Source organism: Intestinirhabdus alba, assembly GCF_009711095.1.
GTDB classification, from domain to species: Bacteria; Pseudomonadota; Gammaproteobacteria; order Enterobacterales; family Enterobacteriaceae; genus Intestinirhabdus; species Intestinirhabdus alba.
Genome location: NZ_WMJZ01000005.1, coordinates 110,112 through 122,115, shown reverse-complemented (window position 1 = coordinate 122,115; position 12,004 = coordinate 110,112). Strand labels below are relative to the sequence as shown.

Below are 12,004 nucleotides of genomic sequence, written 5' to 3'. Positions count from 1 at the left end.
CCCCCTCTTTCTGAAACTCGCAAAAATTAGCGACGCAGACCCAGACGCTCGATCAGCTGAGTATAACGTGCAACATCTTTACGCTTCAGGTAGTCGAGCAGCTTACGGCGCTGAGAAACCATGCGCAGCAGACCACGACGGCTGTGGTGATCCTTTTTATGCTCGGCAAAGTGACCCTGCAGGTGGTTGATCTGCGCGGTCAGCAGCGCAACCTGAACCTCGGTAGAACCGGTGTCGTTTGCGTCACGACCGAACTCAGAAACGATTTTAGCTGTAGCTTCAGTACTTAGAGACATTTTAAAACTCCAAAGTATTAAGAATGAAAGGACGCCGATCTCTAATTCAGCGATCCCAGTGTACGCCACGCGAACTTACTGTTGAAAAATTTGCGTAACGTTAAGCGGCGGTATTCTACTCGTCGCGCCCCGTTATCGCAAGACGCACCGGCGTTATGCCGGATACTCAACCACCAGCCGACGAGGTGCCACGCGGCCTTCATCGTCGATCTCGCCCATGCCGATAAAGCGGCCCTCTTCGCCTTCCGTTACACGTACTAATCCTTCCTGCGGCGCGGCGGCGGCGCGCACCGGATTACCATTTTTAAAGTAGACAGAAGATGTTAACGGAAGATTAACGACGGGGTAGTCCGAAGCTGGACTGTCCATCGGCATCAGCAAAGGATCCAGCAGCTGCGCCGCCGGAATAGCCTGCTGCTCCGCCTGTTCCATAAGACATTGCAGATGCGCCAGCGTGACCATCCGCTCCGCCGGATAGCGGCTGACCGCCAGGCGACGCAGCGAGGTAACGTGCGCGCCACAGCCCAGGGTTTCGCCCAGATCGTCAATAATGGTGCGGATATAGGTGCCCTTTGAACAGTGAACTTCCAGCTCAAGCTCGCAGCCTTCGTGGCGAATAAGCAGCAGCTCATAGACGGTAATTGGCCGCGCCTCACGCGGAACTTCAATCCCCTGGCGAGCATATTCGTAGAGCTTTTTGCCCTGGTACTTCAGCGCCGAATACATCGACGGCACCTGCTGAATATCGCCGCGAAACGCCTCCAGCGCGCTCGCGAGCTGCTCCGGGCTAAAGGCCACCGGCCGCTCCTGCACAATCTGGCCGTCGGCGTCAGAGGTATCGGTGCGCTGTCCAAGGCGGGCGACCACGCGATAGCGCTTATCGGAATCCAGCAGGTACTGGGAAAACTTGGTCGCTTCTCCGAGGCAAATGGGCAGCATGCCGGTGGCCAGCGGGTCCAGCGCGCCGGTGTGCCCGGCACGGTTGGCATTGTAGAGGCGCTTTACCTTCTGCAGCACGTCATTGCTGGACATGCCCTGCGGCTTATCCAGCAGCAGCACGCCGTGAATGTCGCGGCCGCGACGACGAGGACGACTCATCACTCCTCCTTGCTGTCGTCCGGGTTCACACGACGCGCTTCGTCATGTTTCACCACGTTGGTCACCAGGTTAGACATGCGCATCCCTTCAACCAGCGAGTTGTCATAGAAGAAGGTCAGCTCCGGCACGATGCGCAGGCGCATCGCTTTACCCAGCAGCGAGCGGATAAAGCCGGAAGCCTCCTGCAGCGCTTTGATGCCCGCCTTAACGGCCTCTTCATCTTTGTCGTTCAGGAAGGTGACATACACTTTGGCATAGGCCAGATCGCGGGACATCTCAACGCCAGAAACGGTGGTCATCATCCCCAGGCGCGGATCTTTAATTTCGCGCTGCAGGATAATTGCGATCTCTTTTTGCATCTCCTGCGCCACGCGCTGCGGGCGACCAAATTCTTTCGCCATAATAAATTCTCCAGACAAAAAAGGGGCCCTAAGCCCCTTTTAAAAATTATTGCCGGGTGGCGCTTCGCTTCCCCGGTCTGTGCCAAACAATCTTCTAAATATTTTGGGTTGCAACAAGGCGGCAAGAGCGTGACAAATTCGTCAGGAACGAATTTGAACAGCCGAAGGCTAACCTCCGGTGAGAGACATGAATGTCTCTCATCCATCCCCGGCAGCATAGTTAACTATGTGACCGGGGTGAACGCACGTAGCCAACGCAGTGGCGGCCCAAAAGACGACGAAGATTATGCAATCGTACGCTGAATCTCGATGATCTCGAACACTTCGATCATATCGCCGGTGCGCACGTCGTTGTAGTTCTTCACGCCGATGCCGCACTCCATGCCGTTACGCACTTCGTTAACGTCATCTTTGAAGCGGCGCAGGGATTCCAGCTCGCCTTCGTAGATAACCACGTTTTCGCGCAGAACGCGGATCGGGTTATGACGTTTAACCACGCCTTCGGTAACCATACAGCCCGCGATGGCACCAAATTTCGGCGATTTAAACACATCGCGCACTTCGGCCAGGCCAATGATCTGCTGCTTCAGCTCCGGAGAGAGCATACCGCTCATCGCCGCCTTCACTTCGTCGATCAGATTATAGATGACGGAGTAGTAGCGCAGATCCAGGCTCTCTGCCTCAATCACTTTACGCGCTGAGGCGTCGGCACGCACGTTGAAGCCCACCAGGATCGCGTTGGAAGCGGCAGCCAGCGTCGCGTCGGTTTCGGTGATGCCACCCACGCCGGAGCCGATAATTTTCACCTTCACTTCGTCGGTAGACAGCTTCAGTAAAGAGTCGGAGATCGCCTCCACGGAACCCTGAACGTCGGCCTTCAGGACGATGTTCACCTCGTGAACTTCGCCTTCGGTCATGTTGGCGAACATGTTCTCGAGTTTCGATTTCTGCTGGCGCGCCAGCTTCACTTCGCGGAATTTACCCTGACGATACAGCGCCACTTCACGCGCTTTCTTCTCGTCACGAACCACGGTGACTTCATCACCGGCGGCCGGAACGCCGGACAGACCGAGGATCTCAACCGGAATGGACGGACCGGCTTCCAGCACTTCCTGACCCAGCTCGTTACGCATGGCGCGAACGCGGCCATACTCAAAGCCGCACAGGACGATATCACCTTTGTGCAGGGTGCCTTCACGAACCAGAACGGTTGCGACCGGACCACGGCCCTTATCCAGGAAGGATTCGATCACCGCGCCGCTGGCCATGCCTTTACGCACCGCTTTCAGCTCCAGCACTTCGGCCTGCAGCAGGATCGCGTCCAGCAGCTCGTCGATACCGGTGCCCGCTTTCGCAGAAACGTGGACAAACTGGCTTTCACCGCCCCACTCTTCCGGCAGGATGCCGTACTGGGACAGCTCGTTTTTAACGCGATCCGGATCCGCTTCCGGCTTATCGATTTTGTTAACCGCCACCACCACCGGCACGCCCGCCGCTTTCGCGTGCTGGATAGCTTCGATGGTCTGCGGCATCACGCCGTCGTCCGCCGCAACGACCAGCACGACGATATCCGTCGCCTGCGCGCCGCGGGCGCGCATGGAGGTAAACGCGGCGTGGCCGGGGGTATCCAGGAAGGTGATCATGCCGTTGTCGGTTTCAACGTGGTATGCACCGATGTGTTGGGTAATGCCGCCCGCTTCGCCAGAGGCCACTTTCGTCGAGCGAATGTAGTCCAGCAGCGAGGTTTTACCGTGGTCAACGTGGCCCATAATGGTCACCACCGGAGCGCGCGGCTCGGCCGCTGCACCGGTGTCACGGTCGCTCATTACCGCCTCTTCCAGCTCGTTTTCGCGACGCAGGATCACCTTATGCCCCATCTCTTCGGCAACCAGCTGCGCGGTTTCCTGATCGATCACCTGGTTGATGGTCGCCATCGCGCCCAGCTTCATCATCGCTTTGATGACCTGAGAACCTTTAACCGCCATCTTGTTCGCCAGCTCGCCGACGGTGATGGTTTCGCCAATGACCACGTCGCGGTTAACGGCCTGCGCCGGCTTCTGGAAGCCCTGCTGCAGGGAGGAGCCTTTACGCTTACCGCCTTTGCCGCCGCGAACCGCCGCGCGCGCTTCTTCACGATCGGCTTTGGATTCGGCATGTTTGTTGCCTTTTTTCGCCGGACGCGCCGCTTTCGTGCTGCGGGTGCGGGTGCGGCCGCCTTCGACCTCACGATCGTTTTCGTCTTCCGCCTGGCGGGCGTGCTGCGAAGTGGTAACATGATAGTCGCTGGCGTCCTCAACGGGCTCCGCGCTATCGGTCCATTTATTCTCTTCCGCCATGCGGCGCGCTTCTTCCGCGACGCGACGCGCCTCTTCTTCAAGCTTACGGCGCGCTTCTTCTTCCGCTTTGCGCTTCAGTTCTGCGGCTTCACTCTCACGGCGGGCTTTTTCAGCTTGGGCGGCTTTGGTCATATCGTCAGTCTGTTGATTGCTCACGTTATCTTTTTCCGCAGCTTCGCGCTTCGCTTTTTCAGCGGCCTCACGCTTAGCTTGTTCTGCGGCCTCACGGTCAGCTTTTTGTTGCGCCTCGCGTCTGGCAGCTTCTTCTGCCTCACGACGGGCTTGCTCTTCCGCTTCACGCCGCGCCTGCTCTTCCGCGGCAAGACGTTCGGCCTCTTGCGGATCGCGTTTTACAAAGGTGCGCTTCTTGCGGACTTCGATTTGTACCGATTTGCTTTTCCCACCGGTACCGGGAATGTTAAGGGTGCTGCGCGTTTTGCGCTGCAGCGTCAGCTTATCCGGGCCTGAACTGTTATCACGGTTCAGGTGCGCCAGTAAGGTCTGTTTTTCTTGTGCGGACACAGAGTCATCGGCAGACTTCGGGATACCGGCATCAGCGAATTGCTGTACCAGGCGATCCACGGAGGTCTGTATCTCTGCGGCCAGCGCTTTTACGGTTACATCTGTCATGCTGTTCCTTCCTGCTACAGTTTATTACGCTTCGTCGCCAAACCAACAAATATTACGGGCAGCCATAATCAGCTCACCGGCTTTTTCGTCGGACAACCCTTCGATATCAGCCAGATCATCAATGCCCTGTTCAGCGAGATCTTCCAGCGTACAAACACCGCGGGCAGCCAGTTTGAACGCCATATCACGATCCATACCTTCAAGATTCAGCAGATCGTCAGCCGGTTTGTTATCACCGAGGCTCTCTTCCTGGGCCAGCGCCAGAGTGGTCAGTGCGTTTTTCGCGCGCTCGCGCAGCGCTTCTACGGTCGGCTCATCAAGGCCGTCGATTTCCAGCAGCTCTTTCATTGGCACATAGGCCAGTTCTTCCAGCGTCGCGAAACCTTCTTCAACCAGCACGGTGGCGAACTCTTCATCAATATCGAGATATTTAGTGAAGGTATCGATGGCGGCATGCGCTTCCGCCTGATGCTTCGCCTGCAGGTCGTCAACCGTCATCACGTTGAGTTCCCAGCCGCTCAGCTGTGAAGCCAGGCGGACGTTCTGACCGTTACGCCCAATCGCCTGCGCCAGGTTACCGGCTTCAACGGCAATATCCATGGTATGTTTGTCTTCATCTACCACGATGGAGGCGACGTCGGCCGGTGCCATCGCGTTGATAACGAACTGCGCCGGATTGTCGTCCCACAGTACGATATCAATACGCTCGCCGCCCAGTTCCGTCGATACCGCCTGGACGCGCGCGCCGCGCATACCTACGCAGGCACCGACCGGATCGATACGCTTATCGTTGGTCTTAACCGCGATTTTCGCACGCGAACCGGGATCCCGGGCCGCCGCTTTAATTTCAATAACCTCTTCACCAATTTCCGGCACTTCAATACGGAACAGCTCAATCAGCATTTCCGGCTTAGAGCGGGTGACGAAAAGCTGCGCGCCGCGCGCCTCCGGACGAACGGCATAGAGCACGCCGCGGATGCGGTCGCCGGGGCGGAAGTTTTCACGCGGCAGCATATCTTCGCGCAGGATCACCGCTTCCGCATTGCTGCCCAGGTCGAGCGAAATGTTGTCGCGGTTTACTTTTTTCACCACGCCGGTAATGATTTCGCCTTCGTGTTCACGGAACTGATCGACCACCAGCGCGCGTTCAGCTTCGCGCACTTTCTGTACGATAACCTGCTTCGCGGTCTGGGTGGTAATGCGGTCAAAGGTGACGGATTCGATCTGATCTTCGACATAGTCGCCCAGGTTCAGGCTTTCGTCTTCATAACGCGCGGCTTCCAGGGTTATCTCTTTCGTCGGCAGCGTGACTTCTTCAACGATCAGCCAGCGGCGGAAGGTATCAAAATCGCCGCTTCTGCGATCGATTTCTACACGCACGTCGATCTCTTGTTCGTATTTTTTCTTCGTTGCCGTAGCCAGCGCACTTTCCAGCGCTTCAAAAATCTTCTCGCGTGGCAGCGCCTTTTCGTTAGAGACGGCTTCAACAACGGCCAAAATTTCTTTGTTCATCGCGGGCTTTTCACCTCAATCCAGACTGTTAAAAGTGGGGGACCAGGTTCGCCTTCTGGATATTACTCAGCGCGAACACTTCATCTTTGCCTTCGACCGTGACGGTGATCATCTCACCCTCTACCGCTTTGATAACGCCCTGCCATTTACGGCGGTTCTGTACCGCCATACGCAGAACCAGCGCAACCTCTTCGCCCTGGAAACGCGCGTAGTGTTCGGCGGTAAACATGGGACGGTCAAGGCCTGGAGAGGAAACCTCCAGATTGTATGCGACGGTGATCGGATCTTCGACATCGAGCACCGCGCTGACCTGGTGGCTCACATCAGCACAATCATCAACGTTGATGCCATCTTCACTATCAATATAGATGCGCAGTGTGGATGTGCGACCGCGAATAAATTCGATGCCGACCAGCTCAAAGCCCAGGGCTTCTACCGGCTCAGTAATCATCTCTGTTAATTTTTGCTCTAATGTGGACAAGCCCACCCCCAAGACATAAAAAAAGGGCCTAAAGCCCAGTTATTCTGTAGTCAGATAACAAAAAACCCCGATAAATCGGGGCTTTAGATAACTGAACCCTATAACCGCTGCTGCGGTCTGGAGAACCTTCCGTAAGAATTCTTTTTAAATCCAGCTACGAAGACCCGAGTCTTCACAGTATATTTGAAAAAAAACTCTAAGGAAAAGTGGTTGCGGGGGCCGGATTTGAACCGACGACCTTCGGGTTATGAGCCCGACGAGCTACCAGGCTGCTCCACCCCGCGCCTGAAACGTGGCAAATTTTACTCGTTTTGAATAAAAGATGCAAATACTGCTGGGATTTGGTACCGAGGACGGGACGTAAAATCTGCCGGGATTATAACGTTCGGGTTGACGGTTTGTCAACCACGTTATCCGCCGGGACGGTCTATTTTCATTACCTGCGGCGTCGACGCTGAGTCGAAAGCGCATAAGGACGAAACGGCGCACCGTGCAAGTCTGGTTACAGGTATCGTTCCCCACAGGGCGCTTATGACCTGCTGTACCTGTGACTGAATAAGCAGACGACGATGCCCCCTGCCGATAACCTCGCTTTATTTAAGTGAAAAGCGCGCGAAACCCTTTCCGTCCCGCACAAAAGATGATTAAATGAAAACTCATTTATTTTGCATAAAAATGCATTAAGACCAGAAAACCGATTTCACAATCAGTCTATTAAGCAGGGTTTATTTATGACGACGATTCTCAAGCATCTTCCACCAGGTCAACGTATTGGTATCGCTTTTTCCGGCGGTCTGGACACCAGCGCTGCGCTGCTGTGGATGCGAAAAAAAGGGGCTGTCCCATATGCTTATACGGCGAACCTTGGCCAGCCGGACGAAGAAGACTATGACGCGATTCCTCGTCGCGCAATGGAATATGGCGCGGAAAACGCTCGCCTGATTGACTGCCGCAAACAGCTGGTTGCCGAAGGCATTGCCGCCATTCAGTGCGGCGCATTTCATAACACGACCGGCGGGCTGACCTATTTCAATACCACGCCCCTTGGCCGCGCCGTGACCGGCACTATGCTGGTTGCCGCCATGAAAGAGGACGGCGTAAATATCTGGGGCGATGGCAGCACCTATAAAGGCAACGACATTGAGCGCTTCTACCGCTACGGCCTGCTGACCAACGCCGATCTGCAGATTTACAAACCGTGGCTGGATACCGACTTCATCGATGAGCTGGGCGGACGCCATGAGATGTCTGAGTTTATGATCGCCTGCGGTTTCGATTACAAAATGTCGGTCGAAAAAGCCTACTCCACCGACTCCAACATGCTGGGGGCGACCCACGAAGCTAAAGACCTGGAATTTCTCAACTCCAGCGTCAAAATCGTCAATCCGATTATGGGCGTTAAGTTCTGGGATGAGAATGTGCCGGTGCCGGCGGAAGAGATCGTCGTTCGCTTTGAGCAGGGCCACCCGGTGGCGCTGAACGGGAAAACCTTCCGCGACGACGTGGAGCTGATGCTGGAAGCAAACCGCATCGGCGGGCGTCACGGCCTGGGCATGAGCGATCAGATCGAAAACCGTATTATCGAAGCCAAAAGCCGGGGCATCTATGAAGCGCCGGGGATGGCGCTGTTGCATATCGCCTATGAGCGCCTGCTGACCGGTATCCATAACGAGGACACCATCGAACAGTATCACGCCCACGGCCGCCAGCTGGGCCGCCTGCTGTATCAGGGCCGCTGGTTCGATTCGCAGGCGCTGATGCTGCGTGACGGCCTGCAGCGCTGGGTGGCCAGCCAGATCTCCGGCGAAGTTACGCTTGAGCTACGCCGCGGCAACGACTACTCGATCCTGAATACCGCCTCTGACAATCTGACCTATAAGCCGGAACGCCTGACCATGGAAAAAGGCGACTCGGTCTTCTCGCCGGACGATCGTATTGGCCAGCTGACGATGCGTAATCTGGATATTACCGATACCCGCGAGAAGCTGTTTGGCTACGCCCAGTCCGGCCTGCTGACGGCCTCTTCTGCAACCGGTTTACCGCAGGTTGAGAATCTGGACCACAAGGCGAAATAGCGTTAACGATTATCCAAAAGCCGCGAAAGCGGCTTTTTTTACTTCCTTTTATATCGCAGCCGTTTAAGCCGGTCGGCGCACGGGTTTATTGCCAATAAACGTGTTGCCCGCTTGCAGCATGGCCTTACGGCTGCTCAAAACGCTTTGCGTTTTGTTATGCCTCGCGAATTATTCAGGGTATATATTTTTCCGGGTCGTCAGAAATCTTTTTAAGGGACTAACCGCGCCCGGCCCCAGGCGCGTCCGTTGAAAAAGCGAGTTTTACTGATACAAAGCGTCAGGTGCGGGCGGCTGCGCCGATTCTGTTGCCAATCTTTTATGCGATATTTATACTATCAAAAACGTTTAACCTGCATATTTAAAAACATAAAAATAACATTAATACATTACGATTAACGACGAGCCTCGCCCACCCGGCGTACATTGGCGCAGGTATCCTGAATATGGACAGCGTACAGAAACCGGAGCGTACGCCCAGTACGCGAAAATGTTTCGCGAAGCTCACCTCAGGGAACCGTCCTTTCGGACGTTCAAAACGCAATGCGCTTTGTGCGGGCACTGCCCAGGTTCAAAATAGCCCTGATGGGCCAGGCTCTTAATCGCCCCGGACATATGAATTGATTAGCATACGCAGCTTAAGCAAATCGTATTCAGGAACAACTATCCTGGATAATATTAATCTGGATATTATCCCTGGTGAAATCCACGGCCTCCTCGGTGCCAGCGGCGCGGGAAAGTCAACGCTTCTGCGCTGCATTAACGGACTTGAACAATTTAGCCCCAGCGGCAGAGTGCGGGTTGACAACATCGAATTGCAAAACCTCTCTTCGGCATCGCTTAGAGCTTTCCGTAAAAATACCGGCATGATTTTCCAGGATTTTGCGCTACTGGAAAGAAAAACGGCCCTGGAAAATGTAATGCTGCCCATGACATGCTGGCAGAAGAAAACGAAGGAGCTCAGGCTGCGGGCCATGGGGCTTCTGCAGAGCGTCGGGATGGAAGACAAAGCGGACCACCGCCCGGCACAGCTCTCTGGCGGCCAGAAGCAGCGCGTTGCTATTGCCAGAGCGCTCGCCTTAAAACCTAAGGTACTGCTCTGTGACGAAGCGACGTCAGCGTTAGATCCCGCGACGGCGAAATCTATTCTGGATCTGTTAAAGAAAATTAATCAGGAATCGGGGATCACCATCGTTATGGTTACTCACCAAATGGACGTGGTGAAATATATCTGTGACCGGATCTCTGTTATCGAACGCGGCAGGCTTATTCGTACCGACACCATAAAAAACATCCTTACGTCGCAACCCGCTCTGCTGCCTTCACTGGCAGAAAATCTCCCCATTGATTTACAGCAAGAAGAAATAGGTCTGGCAATTACGCTGGCCGATATTGCGCAAAGCACCGACCTGTTGTTATCGTTGTCAACGATAACCCAAAACAAAATCAGAGTCGTATTTACCCGCTCCGATCGCTGCAAAACGGGAACCGTGGCACAATACGTTATTGCGGTGAATCAACCTGATTATACAAGCGTTGTCCGTTACCTTAATCAAAATAAGATTCAGTTTCAAAAGCTAGCTGCTTGATGTCTGAGTTGGCATGTCATGCTACTTAACAGGAATAAGCGATGTTCATTGATTTCTCTCAAACGCGCGTCATTGAGTACTTGCCCAAAGTTATCTGGCCCGCCTGTCTTGCCACCCTTACCATGCTGTTGATTACTCTTGTTTTGAGTACATTGATTGGTATGTTTATAGCTATAGTCCTTACGCTAACGCGACCGGAAGGGCTGGCCCCTGACAAATACATTTATCGTTTTCTAAACGGTCTGATTGACGCCCTCCGCTCATTTCCCGCCATCATCCTGATCGTTGTTCTTACGCCGGTAACCCGCTGGCTCACAGGAACGTCGGTTGGCTGGGTAGCCGCCATTATTCCATTAACCGTCGTGGCCTTTCCAGCTATTGCACGCTTAATCGAAAATGCTTTGTCAGAAGTGGATAACAGTGTCATTTTAGCCGCCCGATCTTTTGGTGCCAGCAATATGCAGATTATCTGGAAGATCATGTTTACTGAAGCCCTGCCGGCTATCGTTTCCAACATGACGTTTGCCGCGATACAACTGCTGGCCAACACCGCACTGGCAGGTGCGGTAGGTGCCGGCGGGCTGGGAGCCGTGGCGCTAACCTACGGCTACCAGCGTTTTGATGATGCCATAACCTATGCCGTAGTTTTTATACTTTCGATTATCGTTCTCGCCATCCAGTATACCGGCAAACTACTTTATCGCTCACTAAAATAAAACATGAGGTGTTTTATGAGAACTGATGCCTTTTGGCTTAACATCATGCTGGAATTAAAACGAGCGCCGGTTGGCATTCGCTTTCTGTACGATAAAAATGAATATAACAATTGTTCAACGCCTGAATTATCCGCCCCGCTCCCCTACTGCGCGGCGGTAAAAAATGCGTCAACCGGTATTCCCTGTAAATTAACGCTACAGCAAACCGCCTGTCTTTCCGGTGCCAGAGCGCTGGGCCTGTTAAAAGCACAGGATGACATTGTTAGTCCCGATGATATTATCTCGGGAAAGCGCCATCATAAAATGGGGCTGTATGCTGATTATACTATCAGCCGCCAGATAGCAAAAGATATGGTATATTGCGCCCATCATGTTTATGGTGTGGAAATTGCCGACCTGGCCCTTTATACAGAATATAACCCCGACATCGTCATAGTAATAACCCACTCAGCCAATGCCATGCGGCTGATTCAGGGATATTCATATCATTACGGACAGCTAAAAAACATTAAAGTTACCGGTAATCAGGCGGTATGTCAGGAGTGTACCTCTTATCCTTTTGAAATGAACCAGGTTAATATTTCATTACTCTGCTCCGGCACGCGGCAGGTAGCAAAATGGGATGAAGATGAAATGGGGATCGGCATTCCCTTTAATCAACTCGGTAACATCGTAGACGGCCTGCGTCAGACCTCAAACCCGATGGATAATAATAAAAGCAAAAAAACAATCATGCGCAAAGCGGCCAGTCAGGGCGTGGCGGCGGAAATTGACCTTCAGTTAGGACGTAACTATTACACTGGAGGTTATGGCACCATTGAATATCACAAACGAAAACGCAACATTCATAAAAATTAAACCTGACAAGGGGGT

At 53.9% G+C, this 12,004-nt stretch carries 10 protein-coding genes and 1 tRNA gene; 4 read left to right on the top strand and 7 right to left on the bottom strand.

What is annotated here, in order from left to right:
* Positions 1-26: 26 nt before the first annotated feature.
* From rpsO to GJV78_RS05475, 7 genes are all read right to left on the bottom strand, one after another.
* Positions 27-296, bottom strand: coding sequence for a 30S ribosomal protein S15 (rpsO, locus tag GJV78_RS05505; protein WP_000059466.1), 270 nt, complete (start codon positions 294-296; stop codon positions 27-29).
* 153 nt (positions 297-449) lie between these two features.
* Positions 450-1,394 carry a tRNA pseudouridine(55) synthase TruB gene (gene truB, locus GJV78_RS05500; RefSeq protein WP_155107380.1) on the bottom strand — a complete coding sequence of 315 codons (945 nt, stop codon included), beginning with the start codon at positions 1,392-1,394 and terminating at the stop codon, positions 450-452.
* Positions 1,394-1,795 carry a 30S ribosome-binding factor RbfA gene (rbfA, locus tag GJV78_RS05495; protein WP_155107379.1) on the bottom strand — a complete coding sequence of 134 codons (402 nt, stop codon included), beginning with the start codon at positions 1,793-1,795 and terminating at the stop codon, positions 1,394-1,396. The genes truB and rbfA overlap by 1 nt, the downstream gene beginning before the upstream one ends.
* A gap of 284 nt (positions 1,796-2,079) precedes the next feature.
* A complete protein-coding gene (gene infB / locus GJV78_RS05490) occupies positions 2,080-4,761 on the bottom strand; it encodes a translation initiation factor IF-2 (protein ID WP_155107378.1) in 2,682 nt (893 codons plus the stop codon).
* Positions 4,762-4,785: 24 nt separating this feature from the next.
* Positions 4,786-6,273: a transcription termination factor NusA gene (nusA, locus tag GJV78_RS05485; RefSeq protein WP_155107377.1), complete on the bottom strand. Its 1,488-nt coding sequence runs from the start codon at positions 6,271-6,273 to the stop codon at positions 4,786-4,788.
* Between the two features lie 28 nt (positions 6,274-6,301).
* On the bottom strand, positions 6,302-6,754 hold the full coding sequence (gene rimP, locus GJV78_RS05480; protein ID WP_155107376.1) for a ribosome maturation factor RimP: 453 nt from the start codon (positions 6,752-6,754) through the stop codon (positions 6,302-6,304).
* A gap of 207 nt (positions 6,755-6,961) precedes the next feature.
* Positions 6,962-7,038, bottom strand: a tRNA-Met gene (locus GJV78_RS05475).
* A 447-nt stretch (positions 7,039-7,485) separates the two neighbouring features.
* Between GJV78_RS05475 and argG the strand changes: the two genes are divergently transcribed.
* The 4 genes from argG to GJV78_RS05455 all read left to right on the top strand — a co-directional run bounded on the left by argG (position 7,486) and on the right by GJV78_RS05455 (position 11,989).
* A complete protein-coding gene (gene argG, locus GJV78_RS05470) occupies positions 7,486-8,829 on the top strand; it encodes an argininosuccinate synthase (protein ID WP_167519388.1) in 1,344 nt (447 codons plus the stop codon).
* A gap of 617 nt (positions 8,830-9,446) precedes the next feature.
* Complete coding sequence (locus tag GJV78_RS05465; protein ID WP_155107374.1) at positions 9,447-10,415, top strand: methionine ABC transporter ATP-binding protein; 969 nt, start codon at positions 9,447-9,449, stop codon at positions 10,413-10,415.
* A gap of 41 nt (positions 10,416-10,456) precedes the next feature.
* On the top strand, positions 10,457-11,131 hold the full coding sequence (locus tag GJV78_RS05460) for a methionine ABC transporter permease (protein WP_155107373.1): 675 nt from the start codon (positions 10,457-10,459) through the stop codon (positions 11,129-11,131).
* Positions 11,132-11,146: 15 nt separating this feature from the next.
* A complete protein-coding gene (locus GJV78_RS05455; RefSeq protein ID WP_167519387.1) occupies positions 11,147-11,989 on the top strand; it encodes a DUF169 domain-containing protein in 843 nt (280 codons plus the stop codon).
* The last annotated feature ends 15 nt before the right edge of the window (positions 11,990-12,004 follow it).

Coding starts and splice junctions, on each gene's coding strand:
- rpsO (WP_000059466.1), bottom strand. CDS start 296: ATGTCTCTAAGTACTGAAGCTACAGCTAAAATCGTTTCTGAGTTCGGT.
- truB (WP_155107380.1), bottom strand. CDS start 1,394: ATGAGTCGTCCTCGTCGTCGCGGCCGCGACATTCACGGCGTGCTGCTG.
- rbfA (WP_155107379.1), bottom strand. CDS start 1,795: ATGGCGAAAGAATTTGGTCGCCCGCAGCGCGTGGCGCAGGAGATGCAA.
- infB (WP_155107378.1), bottom strand. CDS start 4,761: ATGACAGATGTAACCGTAAAAGCGCTGGCCGCAGAGATACAGACCTCC.
- nusA (WP_155107377.1), bottom strand. CDS start 6,273: ATGAACAAAGAAATTTTGGCCGTTGTTGAAGCCGTCTCTAACGAAAAG.
- argG (WP_167519388.1), top strand. CDS start 7,486: ATGACGACGATTCTCAAGCATCTTCCACCAGGTCAACGTATTGGTATC.
- GJV78_RS05460 (WP_155107373.1), top strand. CDS start 10,457: ATGTTCATTGATTTCTCTCAAACGCGCGTCATTGAGTACTTGCCCAAA.
- GJV78_RS05455 (WP_167519387.1), top strand. CDS start 11,147: ATGAGAACTGATGCCTTTTGGCTTAACATCATGCTGGAATTAAAACGA.